Genomic DNA, 21,671 nt, shown 5'->3' with positions numbered 1-21,671 from the left:
GATAAAAATTTTAAGGGCATTACATGGATTTAAATACGGCGCGTATGAAAACTCTGTCCATTATTCTAGCCGGTGGACGTGGTTCAAGATTAAAGCAATTAACAGATAACCGTTCTAAACCTGCCGTGCCCATTGCCGGCAAGTATAAAATTATTGATTTTCCGCTTTCTAATTGTATCAATTCAGGCATGCGACGTATTGCTGTCCTCACGCAATATCGCTCTCACACTTTAAATCAACATGTTCAACGAGGATGGAACTTCCTACGTTCTGACTTCAATGAATTTATTGAGCTCTGGCCCGCCCAACAGCAAACAGGTAGTGATTGGTATCGTGGCACAGCGGATGCGGTTTACCAAAATCTAAGCATGATTAATGATTTAGACAGCGAATACATTTTGATTCTTGCTGGCGATCATGTTTATAAACAAGATTATAGCCTTATGTTACAAGACCATATTGAAAGTGGGGCGGATGTAACTGTCGCTTGTATAGAAGTTCCGCTGAAAGAGGCCGATCAGTTTGGCATCATGCATGTGGATGAAAACGATAATATTATAGCGTTCGAAGAAAAGCCTTCTAACCCACCAACGATGCCTGGTAAGCCTGATGTCTCGCTTGCGAGCATGGGGATTTATATTTTTAACACTAAATTCTTGTCTGAAAATTTACGCTCAGATGCGAGTGATGATGCATCCAGTCATGATTTCGGTAAGGATTTGATTCCGCTATTTGTGGGCCGCAGTAAAATTAAAGCGCATCATTTTGCTAACAGTGTCATCGATAACAAGAACTATCCTGATGATCCTTACTGGCGTGATGTGGGGACGTTGACGGCCTATTGGGAAGCCAATATGGATTTGACTCGTTTGGTTCCTGAACTGGATTTGTATGATGAAGAGTGGCCTATTCGTACGGCTCAATATCAGCGACCAGCAGCCAAGTTTAATTATAACTACGAAGAGCGAATTGGTACCGCGTTAAATTCTGTGGTGTCAGCGGGTTGTATCGTATCAGGCTCAACGGTTGAGCAGTCCATTTTATTTAATAATGTCCGCGTAAACTCTTATTCTCATGTAAACAAATCGGTCATATTGCCTCGTTGCGATATTGGGCGACACTGTCGTTTGACTAAAGTGGTTGTTAACTCTGATTGCTGTATCCCAGAAGGTACGGTTATTGGTGAAGATCCTGCTGCGGATGCGGCGCGTTTTTATCGAAATTCAGATGGTATTACCCTGGTGACACAAGAAATGATCGAAGCACTAGCCTAGCCATTTTTGGGTGATTTAGTTTTGTTTTGAATGAAGACAAACCGCTTTTTAAAGCGGTTTTTTTATCTCTAAAATAAGTGAAAATGTGTATTTTCTTTCGTTGTTGGTTGGTATTTATTTAACTATTGTTTTTGCAGTGCTTGAAAAACAATAAATTGGGCGCATTAGTAGGGTTAAGAATTTTAGTTATCAGGTTGAATGTTGGTTATCCCCGTAACCTGTGGATAACCCTATTGGTGAATCTTTGATAACTTACGCAGAACCAGTCACTATGCAGCTTTGATCATAGGTGTTCATTTCTTCTTCAGTCTTTGATTTAACGTATGTTAATTGACTAATGTGTTTATATTTTCACCTGAAAGTGAGGGCGTTTTATGTTTACGGGTATTGTTCAGGGCACGGCGACTGTCCAGACAGCGAGTCAAGTTGGGCGAAATAAGCGCCTTGAAATTGTTTTTCCTGCTGGGGTTATGTTGAGCCAGCAACTTGGCGCGAGTGTGGCGATAAATGGTGTTTGTCTTACTGTTGCGGAAATGGGACATGATGTACTGACATTTGACGTTATTGATACCACGTTAGCATTAACCAATATTGGCCTTTTACAGGCAGGCGATGTAGTTAATTTTGAACGTGCCGCAAAAATGGGCGATGAGATTGGCGGGCATGTAATGTCTGGCCATATCATGACGTCTGTTACTGTGTCCCTTATCGAAAAAATTGAAGAAAGTGTCCATATTCGTTTTACAACTGATCGCCAAGATGAAGTCGATGCGAGACGTTACCTATTCAATAAAGGTTACGTCGGCTTGAATGGAGCGAGTTTGACGATTAGTGATATTGGCAATGATTGGTTGGAGGTGTCTTTAATTCCTGAAACGCTCAGGTTGACTACCTTTGGTAGTTTGTCGGTTGGCGATAAAGTGAATCTTGAGATAGATGCGCATACGCAAGCTACTGTCGATACTGTAGAGCGCATTTTGAAGGAACGAGGCATTGTCTTACCGTAAAGGCAAGTTGTTGAGGCTCCATCTTGTTTGATCTCTGAAATAAATGGAGTCCGCGCTCGATTTTCGGTAGAATGCTCGCCAATTTCTATTCTGAATACTTGTTGATAAATTTTTCCATTTGGCTTACATGATGATGTTAGCTAACGAATGCACGATTTAGATTAAAAAATGTGCATAGGTGACGTATTTATCAACAGGTAATCATTCAAACATCGCTTTTAAAGTGTGAGTAAATAGTGTCTTCCAATAATCTTAAGCACATACGCAATTTTTCTATAATTGCCCATATCGACCACGGAAAATCGACCTTAGCCGATCGCTTCATTCAGACTTGTGAAGGTTTGAGCGAGCGTGAGATGTCTGCTCAGGTTCTCGATTCTATGGACATCGAGCGTGAACGAGGCATTACCATCAAGGCGCAAAGCGTCACGCTGGATTACCATGCGAAAGATGGTCAAGTTTATCAATTGAACTTTATCGATACACCGGGGCATGTTGATTTCTCTTATGAGGTCTCACGTTCTCTTGCAGCCTGTGAAGGTGCATTGCTGGTGGTTGATGCGGCGCAAGGTGTTGAAGCCCAATCTGTTGCTAACTGCTATACCGCCATCGAGCAAGGTCTCGAAGTTATGCCGGTATTGAACAAAATTGACTTGCCTCAAGCTGAACCCGAACGCGTCAGTGCTGAAATTGAAGAGATCATTGGTATCGATGCAATGAATGCTGTGACCTGTTCTGCAAAAACTGGCATGGGCGTTGATGATGTTTTAGAACGTTTAGTTGCGACCATTCCACCTCCGGAAGGCGATGTGGATGCGCCGCTTCAAGCGCTTATTATCGACTCTTGGTTTGATAATTATCTGGGTGTGGTTTCCCTTGTTCGTATTAAGCAAGGTACTTTACGCAAGAAAGATAAGATTTATATTAAATCTACTAAGATGTCTCACCCTGTTGATATGGCTGGTATTTTTACGCCAAAACGTAAAGAAACTGGCGTGTTGAGAGCGGGGGAAGTAGGTTATGTTGTTGCGGGTATTAAAGACATTCATGGTGCGCCAGTGGGTGATACCATTACCCATACGTCGACTCCTGATGTTCCTCAATTAGCGGGTTTCCAAAAAGTTAAACCACAAGTTTATGCAGGTGTTTTCCCTGTAAGCTCGGATCAATACGAAGATTTTCGTGTCGCTTTGGATAAATTGACACTAAATGATGCGTCTTTGTTCTTTGAGCCTGAAAGTTCTGATGCACTAGGTTTTGGTTTTCGTTGTGGCTTCTTAGGGATGCTTCATATGGAAATCATACAGGAACGTTTAGAGCGTGAATATGATCTGGATTTGATTACCACTGCGCCAACGGTAGTGTTTGAAGTGGAGCTAAATAACGGTGACGTTATTAATGTAGATAGCCCTTCAAAAATGCCTGATCCTGCCACCATTAAAGAAATGCGTGAACCTATTGTGGAAGCCAATATTTTGGTGCCACAAGAGTACTTGGGGAACGTTATTACTCTGTGTGTTGAGAAGCGTGGTATTCAGAAAGACATGTTATATGTTGGCCGACAAGTGCAGTTGCGCTATCAGCTACCAATGAACGAAGTGGTTATGGACTTCTTTGATAAATTGAAATCTTGTAGTCGCGGTTTCGCTTCTTTGGATTACAGTTTTTCTCATTTTAGCCCAGCACCCTTGTGCCGTTTGGATATATTGATTAATGGCGAGCGAGTGGATGCACTAGCACTGATTATGCACAAAGATAACGTGCAGTTCAGAGGTCGAGCTTTGTGTGAAAAAATGAAGGACTTGATTCCTCGCCAGATGTTTGACGTCGCAATCCAAGGTGCAGTTGGTGCGAAAGTGATTTCACGTACCACGGTGAAAGCGTTGCGTAAAAACGTTATTGCCAAATGTTACGGTGGCGACGTAAGCCGTAAGAAGAAACTGTTGCAGAAGCAGAAAGAAGGTAAAAAACGCATGAAGCAGGTTGGTAACGTTGAAGTGCCACAGTCTGCTTTCCTTGCTGTTTTACAACTGGATAGCTAGCCAGATAATCAACAGGTGTGCTAGTGCACATCTTGGTGGAGAAATGAAGTATGGGTTTTGATTTCGAATTGATACTGGCCATAGCGTTTTTGGTGACGGGTGTCTTCTGGGTTTACGACCGTATTGTGTATTTGCCAAAACGTAAAGCGGTGATGGCAAATATGGCAAGCGAAACGCGAGCGGCCTTGAGCAAAGATGCTCAGCAACGATTGGCACAGACGCCTAAGTTTGTTGCAGAAGTGAAGTCATACTTCATTATTATCGCTGTTATCTTTGGGCTTCGCTCTTTTGTTGTGGAACCTTTTCAAATTCCCTCTGGTTCTATGCTGCCAACACTTAAAATAGGCGATTTCATTCTAGTAAATAAATTTGACTACGGTCTTCGCTTGCCTGTTTTAAATACCACTATCATTCCTACAACAGAGCCAAAACGTGGTGATGTAGTGGTTTTTAAGTATCCGCTAAAACCTGATTTAAACTATATTAAACGTTTAGTCGGTTTACCTGGCGATAATATTAGTTATCACAATAAGATATTGACGATAAATGGTAAGCAAGTGAGTAAAGAGCTTTTAGCTAAATTGTCAGTGTCATTGAACCCGGATCAAGAGCCGGTTGAGTTGTTTAGCGAAAACTTGGGTGGCGTACAGCACGATATTTATAATAGTTATCGATTTACCCCCCATGAAGGAGAATGGACTGTTCCTGCAGGGCATTACTTTGTTATGGGTGATAATCGAGATAACAGCGCAGACAGCCGCTTCTGGGGTTTTGTCCCAGATGAAAACATGAAGGGTCGCGCCTTTTATGTGTGGCTACATTGGGATAAGTTTTTCAGTATCCCAAGCTTTAAAAATAACGGTTTGATTGAATAAGTATTTTTTGGAGACATTTTGAGTTCATTGTATCAGAAGCTGAGTCGGCGAATTGGTTACTTTTTTGCTGACCTTGGACTGCTTGAACTGGCGCTAACGCACCGTAGTTTTGGTGGAAAAAATAATGAGCGCCTTGAGTTTTTGGGTGACTCTATTCTTAACTATGTGATTGCGGAAGATCTTTTTCACCGTTTTCCAAAAGCCAAAGAAGGCGAATTAAGCCGCTTGAGAGCCTCGTTGGTTAAAGGTGATACTTTGGCTGAATTGGCAAGGGAGTTTGAGTTAGGTGACTATCTTAAACTGGGAGCTGGAGAGCTAAAGAGTGGTGGTTTTAGACGTGATTCTATTTTGGCAGACACCGTCGAAGGGATCATAGGCGCCATGTACCTAGATGCTGGTATGGATGTTTGTCGTCAGCATATTTTAGAGTGGTATAAAGAGCGTCTAAATGCGACATCGTTAAAAATTGTCACTAAAGATGCAAAAACTCGTCTACAAGAGTTTTTGCAGGCTCGTAAACATGCATTACCTCAATATGATGTGGTTAATATTGTAGGTGACCCTCACGATCAGACTTTTTATGTGCATTGTCATATAGAGCTTTGTGAAGAGTTCATTGAAGGTAAGGGTAATAGCCGCCGAATTGCAGAGCAAAATGCTGCTGCAAAAGCATTGAAAAAATTGGAAAAGAAAGATGTCTGAAGCTGAAGTTGAAGTTACGCACTGTGGTTATATCGCCATTGTTGGTCGCCCAAATGTGGGTAAATCAACCTTGCTTAATCACATCTTGGGTCAAAAATTATCGATTACTTCACGTAAGCCGCAGACAACCCGAGATCAGATTTTAGGCGTAAAAACAGAAGGTCATGTTCAGGCCATTTATGTTGACACACCTGGATTGCATTTAGGTGAAGCGAAAGCCATCAATCGTATTATGAATAAAACAGCCGCCGCCGCGTTGAAAGATGTTGATGTTGTGTTGTTTGTTATTGATGCGGATAGATGGACAGAGGAAGATGAGTCGGTTCTTCAAAAGGTCAAGCATGCTCGCTGCCCTGTTATTTTGGTAGTGAATAAAGTGGATCAATTGGATCAGAAAGAAGACCTTTTGCCACGCTTAGCTAATTTATCTGATCGGATGAATTTCGCTCAGATCGTACCAATATCAGCACTGCGCAATAACAACTTGGACCGTTTGGAGCGCTTAGTTGAAAGCTACATTCCAGAAGGCACACAGTTTTACCCTGAAGATCAGATAACGAACCGTAGTTCGCGTTTTTTGGCCGCGGAAATTGTTCGTGAAAAAATCACTCGTCAGCTTGGTCAAGAAGTACCTTATGAAGTGGCTGTACAGATTGAAGAATTTGTTTTTGAGGAATCTGCTATTCATATTAGTGCTTTGATTTTGGTTGAGCGAAACGGCCAAAAGCGCATTATTATCGGTGAGCGTGGTGAAAAACTTAAGCTTATCGGTAAGGAAGCGCGTATTGATATGGAGAACTTGTTTCAGCATAAAGTGATGTTGAACCTCTGGATTAAAATACGTTCTGGTTGGTCTGATGATGAGCGTGCGTTGGCCAGTCTAGGTTATCAGGAAGAATAAATCCGATGCGCGTTTCTGCGTATGTTATTCATACCCGCCCTTTTCAGGACAGTAAAATCCTGCTTGATATGTTAACGCTTGAGCAGGGTTTGATTAGGGGAGTATGGCGATTACCAAAAAAAGAGGCTCGGGTCATACCTGGGCCTTTTTTATGTTATGAAATGGAGTTTTCTGGCCGTGGTGATTTAAAAACCGTAAAAAGCTTAGAGTCGATAAAGTCAGCCTCCTCTCTAGAGGGGCTGCCTCTTTACGCGGCACTTTATGTACATGAGCTGCTTGAGAAACTGCTGCCTGTTAACTTACCATTGCCAGATGTTTTTGAACTCTATAAATGGTTAATTGAAAACTTACATGCTGGTGCTCCGATAGCACCTTTGTTAAGGCGCTTTGAAGTCGGGCTTTTCTCTGAATTGGGTGTTGGTATTAATATGATATCAACCGGTCGGGGAGAGGCGCTTGAGGCGCGTCAGCTTTATCAGTTTCATTATAAGTTTGGTCTGCGGCCTTATTATGGCGAAATACCTAAACAAACACCCATGTTGTTTGTAGAAGGGCGGGTTGCACTCGATTATCACGCTGGTAAGTGGACTGATAAGCAGGTTTTGAGTCTCGCCAAAGAATTGCATCGTAATTGGCTGGACAGTTTGTTGAATGGTAAGCCCGTCGTTTCCAGACGCTTATTACCGAAACAACCTTTTCAAGGGGAGCGACATTTAGGTGTGCCTATTTTTCGTGCTTTGTGAAAATGAGTTCTATAAAGAGGTGAGTGTTTGATTATTGGTGTTGGCACTGATTTAGTAGAAATATCTCGTATTGCTCAATCTATTGAGCGATTAGGTGAGCGATTCATCGATAGAATATTAACCGACGATGAGAAAGCTCGTTGGGCACAAATTAGCAACTTAGAGAAAGCGAACGCCTATGTCGCTAAACGTTTCGCAGCAAAAGAAGCTGCAGTAAAGGCATTAGGAACGGGTATTGGGTCTGGGGTCAGCTTTCAGCATTTTAACGTTAGTAATCTGTCTTCTGGTCAGCCTGTACTTATCGTGGATGAGAGTATCACGGCTCGTTACGATTTTCCGGTATCTTGGCATTTAAGTCTGACAGACGAAAAAGCCTATGCTCAGGCTTTTGTCATTCTTGAGTCTAAATAGAAGAATCTAAATAGCAGAGCTTTACCGTTGAGGCCAAGGAATAAGTTGCCTGTGGTTCAGCAGATCTTCTATAGCCTCAATGAAGTCTTCCGCTACACCTTCTACCTCTTCTAGGCCCAGTTCTTTCAGATGTGTCTCTAAAAAACCTGCGTGACGTGCGATGTTTATTGTACCTGTGTATTTAGAAGCACCATGTATTCGATGCACAACTTCAATGAGTTTTTCTGTGTCTTGATTTTCTAGGTGATGTTGGACGAGCTTTTTCTCAGCATCCAGTGAGTCGGCTAGCATATCGAACATTTCCTTTGCTATTTCCACTTTTCCATCGACAATTTCGAGTGCTTTGTCTAAATCAAAAATGCCGACTAATTTGGCATCAACTTGATCTTGAAAGGTGTCGGTATTTGATCGCCATGTTGCAATGGTGTTAAGCAGTAGCTCTTCATTAATTGGCTTAGTGAGATAAGCATTCATGCCGCTAGACAGAATCTGTTGCTGCTCTGACCCTAATGCATGCGCAGTGAGGGCGATAATAGGAATGTTCTTATAGTGTTCGATTTGTCGAAGTTGGCGTGTGGTTTCCATGCCGTCCATTTCTGGCATTTGTATGTCCATGAATATCTGATCGTAGCTTTCATTCATTGCCATATCTATGGCTTGTCGTCCGCTGTAAGCTAAAGATACTTCAATGCCTATTGGGGCTAGCCAGTGCTTGAGCAGTTGTAAGTTTATTGGTGAGTCGTCTACCGCCAGAACTTTAAGCCCACTAATTTTTTCGTGTAGCGTATTTATTTTAGGTTTTTGAAGCTTAATTGGTGTATTGCTGTTGCTAAGGTTTTGCAGTGCGTTATAGAGGCGATCGTGACTAATAGGCTTAAGCAGGATGTCACTGCACAGCTCTTTTAGATCTGGGTAATGAGTGATTTGTCCGGGAGGCTGAATCATCAAAATGCATGGAATAGAAAATTGCTGTTTTGAATAGGTAATAAGCTCGCGGGCTTCGGCAGCGCTTTGCTCATCAGGCATAACGCTGAGCAAAATAGCATCAATACTATCGTGCTGCTTATTGAGCAGAGCGACCATTTGCTCTAAATCAGAACAGGCTGTACAGCTAACGCCAATGCTTTTTAAATAGCTGTTTAGATAGCTTTTATACGTAGTGCTAGGTTCGAGTAAAACGACATGTCGGTCTAATGTGCTTTTATCAAGGTTTAATTTTTGTGAGGCTTTGAGGTCGATGGTAAAACGAAATGTCGAGCCAATGCTTGGATCGCTGCTAACTTCGATTTTACCATTCATCTGCTCAACTAACTTTTTAGTGATAACCAAACCCAGTCCAGTTCCACCAAATTGTCTGGTGGTGCTGGTATCAACTTGTGAAAAAGGCTTAAACAGTCGGTGTATTTTGTGTTCAGCGATGCCGATGCCAGTGTCGATAATTTGAAAACACAGGGTTATATCTTGGCTGTTTTTTGTTGCGATAGATACCCTGGTACGAACCGAACCTTGGTGGGTAAACTTGATGGCGTTACCTATAAGGTTGGTTAAAATTTGGCGAACTCGTGTGCTGTCGCCAATGACCCACTCTGGCACATCTTGGCTAAACTCTGGCACTAGGTCGATCTGTTTTTCTTTTGTCAGTAGGTTGATGCTGAGGATTTGATAAACATCATCTAGAAGTGCCTTTAAGTTAAAGTGATTGCTTTCAAGGCTAAGTTTACCAGCTTCAATTTTTGAAAAGTCTAAAATGTCGCCGATAATCGTGAGTAGGCTATTAGTGGACTGTTCGATGGTATCTACATAAAGACGTTGTTGGGTGTCGGTAATGTCTTTTTGCAGGGTTTTGGTGTAACCCAATATAGCATTCAATGGCGTTCGTACTTCATGGCTGATGTTGGCCAAGAATTGTGATTTTAAACGGTTTGACTCCATCGCTTCGCGGTTGGCTATGTGTAGCTGAGCACTTTTTTCTTCCATGCTATCCATGCTTCGGCGTATGTCTTCCGTTGCTTGCTCAATACCCGCTGTCATTTCTTCGTTATGATGCTCAAGTCTTTCACTTAGATCTAATAAGTCCTTTTGAAGCGTTGCGTATTCTGGCGGTAATTTCATCAGCTTAGCGGTAGAAAATTGACCTTTCACCAGTTTATTTAAGGCAGAAGAGAGTCTGTCTATTGGCAGTGTTAGAGTTTTAGAAAGATGAAAGGCCCCTAAAATAACCAGGATGTTAAAAATGACGAGAGTAAAAATGATCAAGCTAGCATATTGATACATTTCTATTTGTATTGCAGATTTATTCGCTTCAATTTTCACCCAGCCTATTAGGCTGCGCTGATTCGCTGAGTTGAACAAATCGGCTTGAGTGCTAAAGGCGGCATCGGAGGAATTGTTGGTATAGTGAATGGCGCTAATGGATTCTAAGTAGGAATCGTACTCTCTTATCGTGCTGTCATCGGGAAATATAATATCGTTCGGCTCTGGTGCTTTGCCTAGTTCTGCTATGATTTTTTGTTCACTACTAAACAGTTGCACACTACTAATGTCTTGATTTTTTAGAGCATTTTGCAGAATTCGATACATCATGTTTTGGTCGGAAAATACAATCGCGTATTCACTCGTGGTGGCAACTTGCTCTGTAATGTGGGAAGTGTGCTCGTATAAATTGTTATTTAGGTCGTGAAAACGTGTCGATAAAAGAAAGCCACTGGCCAGCAAAGAAATGATGAAAACTGGCGCAAATAATGCCCAAAATAGTTTGTTGCTTAGACTGAGCGTAGGTAGGTTTTTAATGGATGGTTTCTTCATGCTATGAATCTAATTGGCGAGTTAGTAGCAGGATAGATTGCCTTTATTTTTACGGTCATTGCATTCTCTTTCATAGTTACCGCATGCTTTCTGTTCACTGCTAGTTGGCGCGTTAATGTAAGCGCATCCGCGCCACTTTTTTCTGAGTTCTACATTATTTAGTCCAGTAAGATCTTCATTGGACTGGTCACAGCTACTTATTATTAGTGATAAACAAAGTAGGGTGAAAATGCGTGTTACGAGCATATCTTTTACTCTAGAATGCGAAATTGAAACTAAGTTTATAACGCTTTCTTATTGTACTGTTTAGTGTAAGTGTTCTTAAATAGGCGTAATGCGTTAAGTGTCATTCCCTAAGTCATCAATGTCAATGAAGTTTTTTATGATCCAATACCCTAGTATCGAGTCCTTAATCGGGCAAACACCTTTGGTTCGCTTGCAGCGTATCAATCCTAATACACGTAATACGATTTTATTAAAGCTAGAAGGGCAAAACCCCGCTGGCTCAGTAAAAGACCGTCCTGCTTTAAATATGATACTTCAGGCAGAACTTCGTGGTGATATAAAACCGGGCGATAGCTTGATTGAAGCAACCAGTGGTAACACAGGTATTGCGTTAGCTATGGTAGCAGCGATTAAAGGCTATAAAATGCATTTGATCATGCCTGATAATATGAGCCAAGAACGTAAGTCTGCTATGTCAGCTTATGGGGCAATATTGCACTTGGTGACCAAAGAAGAAGGTATGGAGAAGGCGCGGGACCTTGCTCAAGAAATGCAAGATCAAGGTGTGGGTATCGTTTTAAATCAATTTGCTAATCAAGATAACCCCAACGCGCATTATGTCACGACCGGTCCAGAAATTTGGCAACAAACACAAGGTGCAGTGACTCATTTTGTAAGCTCAATGGGCACGACTGGTACCATTATGGGCGTTTCTCAATACTTGAAAGAGCAGAATAAGGATATACAAATTGTTGGGCTTCAGCCTCAAGACGGCTCAAGTATTCCAGGTATTCGCCGTTGGCCAAAAGAGTATTTGCCCTCTATTTTTGATGAGACTCGAGTGGATACTGTTATGGATGTTTCTCAAGAGGATGCAGAAGTAACAATGCGTCGATTAGCTAAAGAGGAAGGGATTTTCTGTGGTGTATCTTCAGGAGGTTCTGTTGCTACCGCGCTGGAATTATCGAAACAGCTAAATGATGCTGTGATTGTGGCGATTATTTGTGATCGTGGTGATCGTTATTTGTCGACAGGTGTTTTTGATAGTTAGCAAACCCTTGCTCATGATATTTATCAAGGTCCCAATTATTTAAGGCTCGCTATCGCATACTGTTCTGTATTCAGATGCGATAGAATAACCACGCAATTATCCTAGACTCAGGAATAAGAGAGCCTCCTTTGAGAAGAAGAACATCCCCACGTCGAGCAACAGCACCTAAACCACGGCCGATGGGCCCAATACAGACCTTTGCGGTAGATGGTTTGACGCATGAAGCAAAAGGCGTCGCGCGTTTACAAGGTAAAGTCACTTTTATTGAAGGTGCTTTGCCTGGTGAGACTGTCGAGGCACAAGTTAAGAAAGCGGGTCGTCGCTTTGATGAAGCGGTTCTGGTAAACATCATCGAACCGAGTGCTTATCGAGTTGATCCCTCTTGTCAGCATTTCAACGTTTGCGGCGGTTGCAGTTTTCAGCATCTAGCGGCTGAGCAACAGCTTTCTGCAAAAGCCGATTGGTTGAAGGGGCAACTACGTAATCTAATTACCACCCAAGAACTTGAGCTGTTATCAGATAAACCTAGCGGTTATCGTCGACGCGCTCGCATATCGATTGCTCTCAAGAAAGGCCGTGTGACTTTCGGCTTTCGTGGTAAAGCATCTAATGACATTATCACGATCGATCAATGTGTTGTGCTTACCCCTAATTTGCAAAATACCTTTCTTTCACTCAAGCACGCGCTACTAGAAAATGAACTAGCGGGTGTACTGGGTCATGTGGAGTTACTTGAAGATACGAAAGGTGTTTCTGTCCTTTTACGGTTAACGTCTTCAATCCCCGATGAACTTGAAAAAACATGGGAAGACTGGGCGGAAAAGGAGCAGGTTGCTTTATATTGGCAGGCACCAAAAGCGAGCAAGGCGGAAGTGGTACCTGAAAAAATGCGCTATTATGATCTTGGTGAGTTGAGGTTGAAGTATCATCCACAAGACTTTATCCAAGTAAATGCTGCCATGAATCAAAAAATGGTGGCGCAAGCAATGGACTGGCTAAGTCCAAGTAAGCAAGATGTAGTACTAGATTTGTTTTGCGGTGTCGGTAATTTTTCGTTACCGCTAGCACAGCATGCGCAATCGGTTATTGGCGTTGAAGTGCAAGAAATGATGGTTAAAGCTGCGCGGGACAATGCGCGGCTTAATGGTTTTGACAATCTGTCGTTTGTAGCGGCTGATTTGACCAAAACTGTTGAAAATGAACTTTTTAAGCAGAACATTACCAAAGTGTTGTTGGACCCACCTCGTGCTGGAGCATTTGAGTTTTTAGACAGCATAATAAAAATTGGACCCATGCAAATATTGTATGTTTCTTGCAATGCTTCTACTTTAGCCAGAGATGCTGAATATTTAGTTGCAAAGGGATATCGTGTTTTACGGGTTAGTTTGATGGACATGTTTCCTCAAACCTCTCATGTAGAAACGATGATGTTATTGCAAAAAAAGAAGTGAATTTAAGGGCGGATAAATGGTAACGGTAAGAAAAGATCACCCTGTGTTAGAGGATGGAAGCGTCGATATTGATGCTTGGATGGGGCATTTTGCCCATTTGATTGACGACAGTTCCCGAGTCCCTCTACGTATGGCCTGTGAGTTGGCTCGTCAAGCTGAATTACAGTGCGCTAGACCCTCCTATTGGGGGGCGCAAGCGAGTACTTTCCGTGCAGGACTGGAGATGGTTGAGATCCTTTCCGGTTTTAGAGCCGACCAAGATTCATTGGTTGCCGCTGCCTTATATCGTGTTGTACGAGAAGATCAATTGCCTATTTCTCGTGTGACTGACATGTTTGGTCGAAAAGTCTCTTCGCTTGTCGAAGGGGTAATGAAGATGGGCGAAGTCTCAAAAAATTTGACGGCTGACTCAGCAGCTGAAGTGTTGGGTCGTAGTGATAATCAGCTAGAATCTTTACGAAAGATGTTGGTTTCAATTATTGATGACGTGCGAGTGGTGCTGATAAAACTCGCAGAACGTGCATGTGCTATTAAAGAAGCTAAGCATCAAGATGAAGATCGTCGTGTTGCTGTTGCACTAGAAGTGCAAAGTGTTTATGCACCTTTAGCTCACCGTTTGGGTATAGGTCATATCAAATGGGAGTTAGAAGATCTTTCTTTTCGCTACCTATATCCAGGTGATTATAAACGCATCGCCACTTGGCTAGATGAAAAGCGTTTAGACCGACAGCAGTATATCGATGATGTGATCAGCTTATTAGATGAGCGCTTAAAGGCTATTAATATTCATGCGGATTTGATGGGGCGAGCAAAACACATCTACAGTATTTGGCGTAAGATGAAGCGCAAAAATATTGGTTTTGATGAAGTGTATGACGTTCGCGCTGTGCGTATCTTAGTTGATGAGCCAATGGAATGTTATGGCGTTCTTGGTGTCGTTCATAATTTATGGCGTCCTATTCCACAGGAATTTGATGACTACATTAGTAATCCAAAATCGAACGGTTATCAGTCTCTTCATACGGCGGTTGTTGGTCCTCAAGGTCGTGCTTTAGAAATTCAGATTCGTACTCACAAAATGCATGAAGATGCAGAGCTTGGGGTGTGTGCCCATTGGAAATACAAAGGTACGGATTTAAGTTCCAATAGCAGTAGTTACGAAGAGAAGCTCCAATGGCTAAGAACCATTTTGGACTTTCATGAAGTGCAAGGTGATTTGGAATCTTTGTCTGAGCAAGTTCGTAGTGACATCGAGCAAGATCGTATCTATGTCTTTACTCCTGATGGTCACGTAGTTGACTTGCCTGTCAATGCAACGGCGGTTGACTTTGCTTATCGAGTTCATACCGAAATTGGCCATCGCTGCCGTGGTGCCAAGGTAAACGGTAAAATCATTTCTTTGGTTACTCACTTAAAAACGGGCGATAAGGTTGAAATATTAACCACCAAAGAAGGTGGACCTAGTCGTGACTGGTTACACCCTACATTGGGTTATGTTCAGACCAATCGAGCCAGAGCCAAGATTCAAAACTGGTTTAGGAAAGAAGATCGAGAGAAAAACCTAGAAGCGGGTAAGCTCTTGCTTGATAAGCAATTAAAACGGCTTGGTCTGGAAGACAATCGGATCGATTTACACGCTATTTCTTCGCGTTTTAATTTTTCTTATGCTGATGAAGTCTATGTTGCTCTCGGTGCGGGCGATATCCAGTTATCTCGTGTGTTACGAGTTATTGATGATTTCTACAATCTTAATGGTGAAACATCGACGCCGCGTCCTATTCGTTTGAAAAAGAGCCGTCATAAGTCTTCGGATAATGATGTTCATATCCTGGGCGTGGGCAAATTATTAACGCAGATGGCGAAATGTTGTACGCCTATACCCGGAGATGACATTGTTGGCTTTATTACCCAAGGCCGGGGCGTATCGGTACACAGACAGGATTGTATTAATATCGTTCAGTTGGGTTTAGATGAGCCAGAACGTATTATCGATGTTAGCTGGGGAGAAGAGCTTGATAATCAATACCCAGTTAATATTCAGGTAGAAGCTTATGACCGTACCGGATTATTGAATGACATCACTGGTTTGTTGGCGAATGAAAAGGTAAATCTTTTATCGATGAATACCTTGTCGGCAAAAGAAAACCATACAGCCAGTATTCGCTTTACTATTGAGGTAGGTGAGTTGAGCGTGTTGAGTAAGTTGTTGCATCGTATTAATCAGTTGCCTAATGTGTTGAATGTGTTCAGAGAGAGAGACTTTTGAGCAGCAAGGTTGAACAGCTTCAGTATTTGATGAGTTGTCTTAGGGACAAGCAGTTTGGTTGTGCTTGGGATAAAAAGCAAACTTATAAAAGCATTGCGCCTTACACGTTGGAGGAAACGTATGAAGTGTTGGATGCCATTGAGCGTGAAGATTTTGAGCATTTAAAAGAAGAGCTAGGGGATTTGCTTTTCCAAGTGATTTTTTATGCGCAAATGGCAAATGAAGAGCAGCGCTTTACGTTTGATGATATAGCGGCTGGTATTGTTGAAAAAATGCTGCGACGTCATCCTCATGTTTTTCCTGATGGGGATATTACTCGTTTTGGAGAGCCCACAACGCTGACTGAAGCGCAAATCTCCGAGCAATGGCAACAGATTAAAGCGCAAGAAAAAGGCCCGACAGATATGGCCTTGTTAGCAGAAGTACCAAACTCTATGCCTGCGTTAATGCAGGCAGTCAAGATCCAACAGAAAGTGGCTAAAGTGGGGTTCGACTGGCCGGATGTTGCCCCCGTTTTTGACAAAATCAGAGAAGAATTAGATGAACTTGAAGAGGCAATGAAGGAGCAAAACCATCCTCATATTGAAGAGGAAATGGGAGATGTTCTTTTTGCTGTCAGCAATTTGGCCTGTCATCTTAAGGTCTCGCCTGATGTGGCATTAAATAAGACGAATATAAAGTTTCGCCGCCGTTTTGGTAGAATTGAAAGCCTTGTAGCGGCACAGAATAAAAAATTAACAGATTGCTCTTTAGAAGAACTAGACCGTTATTGGGATCAGGCCAAACGCGAAGGTTTATAGTGGGAGAATCTATACACGGATAATAGATCGCTTGAAAGGGCGTTATTGGCAACATTTAGGAGGGTGAAGTGAGTGATAGTCAGGCGTCATTACGCGAAAATGTTAGGTTGCTAGGAGATTGTCTTGGCGAAAGCATGAGTAATCATTTAGGAGAGGGCTTTCTAGAAAAAGTAGAAAATATCCGGTTGCTATCGAAAGATGGGCGTCAGTCTGGCGACTCTGCGGCTCTTATTCAGGCTTTAGAAGCGTTAGAAGACAAAGAGATTGTGCCTGTTGCCCGTGCGTTTAATCAATTTTTGAATTTATCTAATATTGCTGAGCAATACCACCGTGTTCACCGCCGCCGAACCAATGAAAGCTTAGGCGTGTACCATAACCCTGTTGGCGATTTGTTAGTCCGTCTTTCGAAGCAGAACTTTACTGCTGAGCAAATGATTTCATCATTGCAGTCACAATCGATTGAACTTGTTCTTACTGCACACCCAACTGAAGTGGTGCGTCGTTCATTGATTCGTAAATACGACAACATCTCCAGTGAACTAGAAGCTCTTGATAAAGATAATATCCTACCCTTAGAAGAAACCAAGCATATACGCCGCTTAAAGGAAATCATTACTCAGGCTTGGCATACAGATGAAATTCGTGAAGATCGGCCAACGCCAGTTGATGAAGCTAAATGGGGATTTGCGGTTATCGAGCAGTCCTTATGGCAAGCTGTGCCACGCTTTTTTCGCCAATTAGATGAGCAATTTAGTGAGTTTTCAAATGAAGATCGTTTGCCATTGGATTTGGCGCCTATTCGTTTTGCGACCTGGATGGGCGGTGACCGAGACGGTAACCCGAATGTGACTCATACAGTAACCAAAGAAGTGACGTTATTAGCTCGCTGGATGGCTGCGGATCTCTATATAAAAGACTTGAATGTTTTGCGTTCAGAGTTTTCTATGACGCAATGCAATGATGCGTTGCGTGCCCGTGTTGGCGATAGCGCTCAGCCTTACCGTGAAGTTTTACGACATCTAGAAAACAAGATGCTTGCAACTAAGAACTGGGCGAAAGCCTGTTTAGATGGTAAGCCAACATCTGGTGAGGATATCTTCCTTGATATTCAAGAGCTCACTGATGATCTTATTTTGTGTTACGAGTCTCTGTTAGATTGCGGTATGAAGGTGATTGCTAATGGATCACTGCTAGATCTCATTCGGTGTGCTGCTACGTTTGGGGCGACTTTAGTGCGTCTCGATGTTCGTCAGGATGCTTCTCGACATATTGATGCGTTATCTGCGATTACGCGTTTTTATGGTCTTGGAGACTATGCGGAATGGGATGAAGCGTCGCGTCAGGCTTTCTTGTTGACGGAGCTAAACTCTAAACGCCCACTTTTACCTATGGAGTGGACGCCAACGGCTGAAGTAAAAGAAGTATTAGATACTTTTACGATGATCTCTCAAGGTCAGCAGAACTCATTTGGCTCTTATGTTATTTCCATGGCGAGTGCGCCATCTGACGTTTTGGCGGTTGCCTTAATGCTAAAAGAGTCTGGTGTTAACTTTCCAATGCGTATTGTTCCTTTGTTCGAAACCCTTGCTGATTTGGATAATGCAGAACCTATTATTGAGCAGTTGTTTTCAATTCCTTGGTACAAGTCTTATATCAATGGTCGTCAGGAAGTGATGATAGGCTATTCTGACTCTGCCAAAGATGCAGGGCAAATTGCCGCAACGTGGGGCCAATACCGAGCGCAAGAGGCTTTGACTCGACTCTGTAAAAAACATGGCATTCACCTGACGTTGTTCCACGGCCGTGGTGGCACCGTAGGTCGAGGCGGCGGTCCTGCTCATGTAGCGATTTTGTCGCAACCGCCGGGGTCTGTGAACGGTGCTATTCGGGTGACCGAACAAGGTGAAATGATCCGCTTTAAATTTGGTATTCCAGATATCGCGGTTCGTTCTTTGGAGCTTTACTGTTCAGCTGTGATGGAGGCATCTTTGATTCCTGCTGAGCCTCCTAAGGAGGAATGGCGTGCGATTATGGATGAAATGGCCGAAGTAGGAATGAATCAGTATCGCTCTATTATTCGTGGTCATGAGGATTTCGTACCTTACTTTAGAGCGACAACACCAGAGCAAGAATTAGCCAAGTTACCTTTAGGTTCTCGTCCTGCTCGTCGTCGTTCGGATGGTGGCGTAGAAAGCCTGCGCGCTATCCCTTGGATCTTTGCTTGGATGCAAATTCGTTTAATGCTACCTGCTTGGTTAGGTGCAGAGAGCGCGTTGCAGCAAGGTATTGAATCTGGAAATTTAGAAAAACTGCGTGAAATGCATAAAAAATGGCCGTTTTTTGGTGCTTATTTAGACATGCTCGACATGGTATTAGCAAAAGCAGAGCCAGAGATTGCTGAATATTATGAAAAGCGTTTGGTCGGCGAGGAGCTTCAAGGTTTAGGGCGTTTGTTGCGAGGTAAGCTTAAGCAAGTAAGTGAGTTGGTGAAAATGCTGAAGAAGCAAGAGCGCCTTATTGAAGATAATAAGACCATCCGTCAGTCTATTGATGTGCGTAACCCATACATAGATCCATTGCATTATTTACAGGCAGAACTTTTGTACCGTAGTCGAAAAGATGAAGAAAATGCGGAAGTGAACAAAGCCTTAATGATCACCATGGCAGGCATTGCCAGTGGAATGCAAAATACGGGCTAATTGTAAAATTGGTTGATAAATACTCAGTAAGAGTAAGAAAACGACAAAAAAGGCAGGTAAATTTGCATAATGGATGGCTGCTTGGGTATGCTTGGCGGCCATTCAATTTTTTATTATGCAATTGGTTTGTCTGGACACACTGCTGCCGTGCTTAACTGTACGTTGAAGAGGCATTGTGTCGGGCATCCTTGCTATTCAGTTAACGCTGTCTTTTGGAGACTTTTTATGCGAGTAATACTATTAGGTGCGCCAGGCGCTGGTAAAGGTACTCAGGCTCAATTTATCACGGAAGAGTTTGGTATCCCGCAGATCTCTACCGGAGATATGCTGCGTGCGGCCGTAAAAGCAGGAAGTGAGATGGGCTTAAAAGCCAAAGCGGTTATGGACGCAGGGCAACTTGTTTCAGATGATATTATTATTGGTTTAGTTAAAGAGCGTCTGACGCAAGACGACTGCGCTAATGGTGCTTTGTTTGATGGTTTTCCACGCACTATTCCTCAAGCTGATGCTTTGAAAGAAGCTGGTGTGAAAATTGACTACGTTGTTGAAATTGATGTGGCTGATGAAGAAATCGTCAAGCGCATGAGCGGACGTCGTGTGCACGAAGCTTCAGGCCGAACTTATCATGTTGTTTACAATCCGCCTAAAGTAGAAGGTAAGGACGATGTGACAGGGGATGACCTTGTGCAGCGTGCAGACGATACAGAAGAAACAGTTCGTCTTCGCTTAGGTGTTTATCACGATCAAACCGCGCCGCTAATTGGCTATTACCAAGATTGGCTAAAAGCAGACAGCGCAACAGCGCCTAAGTTTGTCAAAGTTAATGGTATTGGCGATTTGAATGAGATTAAACAAAGCCTATTAGCGTCTTTAAAGGCTTAATTATTCAATGACGGTTATTTTAGCATTAGATACATCAACGCCAGCCTGTTCGGTGGCGTTGAATATTGACGGGGTCGTGTTGGAAGATTTTCGCATGGCTCCACGTCTCCATAATGATTTGATTTTACCCATGGTTGATCAGATTCTTAGTCAATCAGGTTTGAGTTTATCTGATATTGACGCTATCGCTTTTGGGCGAGGTCCTGGTTCATTTACCGGGCTTAGAATTAGTGCAGGCGTTGTACAGGGGCTCGCTTTTGGTGCAGATTTGCCAGTTATTCCTATTTCTACACTTGCGGCTTTGTCGTTGGAAGGATTTCAGAAAACGGGGCAAAATAATTGGCTGGCTGCCCTTGATGCTCGTATGGGTGAAATCTATATGGGTGGTTACCGTGTCAATAAAGTAGAAGGGCGCTACGAAATAGAGCCTTTAATTGCTGAGTGCGTGGTTAAGCCTGCGGCATTGTCTGCGTTTTCAATTAACTTTGATGGTGTTGGTTCTGGCTGGTGCTACGAAGATGTTTTAACACCTTTGCTGCCTATTCTTCCTGCTCATATTTTAACTGATTTAGCACCTCGTGCCGCTTGTATTGCGGAGTTGGCCATGTTGGAATTTCAGAAAGGTGAAATGCTGTCTTCCTATGACGCTATTCCAACGTATTTAAGGGATGAAATAAGCTGGGAAAAACAGGCTCCACGTATAGGGAAGCGTTAAATATATGTTGTGGTATCACATTGTCTTTTTGGCCGTTATTCAAGGGTTAACAGAATTTCTGCCTATTTCAAGTTCTGCTCATTTAATACTTCCTGCGCAATTGTTGCATTGGCCTGATCAGGGCCTAGCGTTTGATGTTGCCGTGCATGTAGGAACCTTAATTGCCATCGTTGGATATTTTAGAAAAGACATCGTGCAAATCGTGGTGGCTTGGTTAGTTTCCATTAGAGATAAGCGTTCAACAACTGATAGTCGCTTGGCTTGGTGGATTTGCCTTGCGACCTTGCCGGCGTGTGTGGCAGGTTTGGTGTTTGATGATTTTATTAGTACTCACTTGCGTTCTTTGGAAGTGATTGCTTACACCACGATTGGTTTTGGTGTTTTGCTTTGGTTATCTGATCGATATGGCTCTTCCAACAAGAGTGAGCAAGATTTTGGACTAAAAAATGTTCTGTATATTGGCTTAGCTCAAGCTTTAGCTTTAATACCAGGAACTTCACGTTCTGGTATTACGATGACGGCGGCTCGGTTTCTTGGTTTTAGTCGAGAGTGTGCGGCACGGTTTTCGTTCCTATTATCTATCCCTCTTATTTTGGCCGCTGGTGGTTTGAAGTCGATTGAGCTGGTAACGTCAAATATTGACGTTGATTGGGTGAGTATCCTAATGGGGGTTATTTTATCAGCGATCAGTGCTTATCTATGTATTTATCTTTTCCTAAAATGGCTTAATAAAATCGGTTTTTTTCCGTTTTTTGTCTACAGGTTAGTCTTAGGTGTCATACTTTTGTTAATTGTTTACCTCTAGTTGCTCGAGGCTCTTTA

General features: G+C 42.7%; 17 protein-coding genes. 16 read left to right on the top strand and 1 reads right to left on the bottom strand.

Going from position 1 to position 21,671, the window contains the following annotated elements:
• Positions 1-23 precede the first annotated feature (23 nt).
• The 8 genes from glgC to acpS all read left to right on the top strand — a co-directional run bounded on the left by glgC (position 24) and on the right by acpS (position 7,955).
• A complete protein-coding gene (glgC, locus tag AC2A4J_RS16665; protein WP_484176817.1) occupies positions 24-1,274 on the top strand; it encodes a glucose-1-phosphate adenylyltransferase in 1,251 nt (416 codons plus the stop codon).
• Positions 1,275-1,648: 374 nt separating this feature from the next.
• Entirely contained in the window at positions 1,649-2,281 is a 633-nt protein-coding gene (locus tag AC2A4J_RS16660; RefSeq protein ID WP_255828263.1) for a riboflavin synthase subunit alpha, read from the top strand.
• Between the two features lie 236 nt (positions 2,282-2,517).
• Positions 2,518-4,323, top strand: a complete 1,806-nt coding sequence (lepA, locus tag AC2A4J_RS16655) for a translation elongation factor 4 (protein ID WP_255828264.1) — start codon at positions 2,518-2,520, stop codon at positions 4,321-4,323.
• A gap of 50 nt (positions 4,324-4,373) precedes the next feature.
• Positions 4,374-5,198, top strand: a complete 825-nt coding sequence (gene lepB / locus AC2A4J_RS16650; protein WP_484176816.1) for a signal peptidase I — start codon at positions 4,374-4,376, stop codon at positions 5,196-5,198.
• A gap of 18 nt (positions 5,199-5,216) precedes the next feature.
• The gene (gene rnc / locus AC2A4J_RS16645; protein ID WP_113917248.1) at positions 5,217-5,900 is read left to right on the top strand and encodes a ribonuclease III; all 684 of its coding nucleotides are present in this window, start codon (positions 5,217-5,219) and stop codon (positions 5,898-5,900) included.
• On the top strand, positions 5,893-6,801 hold the full coding sequence (era, locus tag AC2A4J_RS16640; protein WP_255828266.1) for a GTPase Era: 909 nt from the start codon (positions 5,893-5,895) through the stop codon (positions 6,799-6,801). The genes rnc and era overlap by 8 nt, the downstream gene beginning before the upstream one ends.
• A 5-nt stretch (positions 6,802-6,806) precedes the next feature.
• Positions 6,807-7,544 carry a DNA repair protein RecO gene (recO, locus tag AC2A4J_RS16635; RefSeq protein ID WP_484176815.1) on the top strand — a complete coding sequence of 246 codons (738 nt, stop codon included), beginning with the start codon at positions 6,807-6,809 and terminating at the stop codon, positions 7,542-7,544.
• Between the two features lie 27 nt (positions 7,545-7,571).
• Positions 7,572-7,955 carry a holo-ACP synthase gene (gene acpS / locus AC2A4J_RS16630; RefSeq protein WP_484176814.1) on the top strand — a complete coding sequence of 128 codons (384 nt, stop codon included), beginning with the start codon at positions 7,572-7,574 and terminating at the stop codon, positions 7,953-7,955.
• 21 nt (positions 7,956-7,976) lie between these two features.
• On the opposite strand, the gene AC2A4J_RS16625 is transcribed toward acpS, so the two are convergent.
• Positions 7,977-10,760, bottom strand: coding sequence for a response regulator (locus AC2A4J_RS16625; protein WP_484176813.1), 2,784 nt, complete (start codon positions 10,758-10,760; stop codon positions 7,977-7,979).
• Between the two features lie 382 nt (positions 10,761-11,142).
• On the opposite strand from AC2A4J_RS16625, the gene cysM reads away from it, so the two are divergent.
• From cysM to AC2A4J_RS16585, 8 genes are all read left to right on the top strand, one after another.
• Positions 11,143-12,036: a cysteine synthase CysM gene (gene cysM, locus AC2A4J_RS16620; protein WP_255828270.1), complete on the top strand. Its 894-nt coding sequence runs from the start codon at positions 11,143-11,145 to the stop codon at positions 12,034-12,036.
• Positions 12,037-12,164: 128 nt separating this feature from the next.
• Entirely contained in the window at positions 12,165-13,487 is a 1,323-nt protein-coding gene (rlmD, locus tag AC2A4J_RS16615; protein ID WP_484176812.1) for a 23S rRNA (uracil(1939)-C(5))-methyltransferase RlmD, read from the top strand.
• 16 nt (positions 13,488-13,503) lie between these two features.
• Complete coding sequence (relA, locus tag AC2A4J_RS16610; RefSeq protein ID WP_484176811.1) at positions 13,504-15,753, top strand: GTP diphosphokinase; 2,250 nt, start codon at positions 13,504-13,506, stop codon at positions 15,751-15,753.
• Positions 15,750-16,553, top strand: a complete 804-nt coding sequence (mazG, locus tag AC2A4J_RS16605; RefSeq protein ID WP_484176810.1) for a nucleoside triphosphate pyrophosphohydrolase — start codon at positions 15,750-15,752, stop codon at positions 16,551-16,553. Before relA ends, mazG begins: the two co-directional genes overlap by 4 nt.
• A gap of 68 nt (positions 16,554-16,621) precedes the next feature.
• A complete protein-coding gene (gene ppc, locus AC2A4J_RS16600) occupies positions 16,622-19,252 on the top strand; it encodes a phosphoenolpyruvate carboxylase (RefSeq protein ID WP_484176809.1) in 2,631 nt (876 codons plus the stop codon).
• A 225-nt stretch (positions 19,253-19,477) separates the two neighbouring features.
• Positions 19,478-20,134: an adenylate kinase gene (gene adk, locus AC2A4J_RS16595; protein ID WP_484176808.1), complete on the top strand. Its 657-nt coding sequence runs from the start codon at positions 19,478-19,480 to the stop codon at positions 20,132-20,134.
• 7 nt (positions 20,135-20,141) lie between these two features.
• Positions 20,142-20,849, top strand: coding sequence for a tRNA (adenosine(37)-N6)-threonylcarbamoyltransferase complex dimerization subunit type 1 TsaB (gene tsaB, locus AC2A4J_RS16590; RefSeq protein WP_484176807.1), 708 nt, complete (start codon positions 20,142-20,144; stop codon positions 20,847-20,849).
• A gap of 4 nt (positions 20,850-20,853) precedes the next feature.
• Positions 20,854-21,654 carry an undecaprenyl-diphosphate phosphatase gene (locus tag AC2A4J_RS16585; RefSeq protein ID WP_255828277.1) on the top strand — a complete coding sequence of 267 codons (801 nt, stop codon included), beginning with the start codon at positions 20,854-20,856 and terminating at the stop codon, positions 21,652-21,654.
• The last annotated feature ends 17 nt before the right edge of the window (positions 21,655-21,671 follow it).

This window comes from Marinomonas sp. ATLA20 (assembly GCF_057180105.1).
The sequence above is the reverse complement of the archived record's forward strand: the minus strand, read 5'-3'. Positions and strand labels throughout refer to the sequence as shown.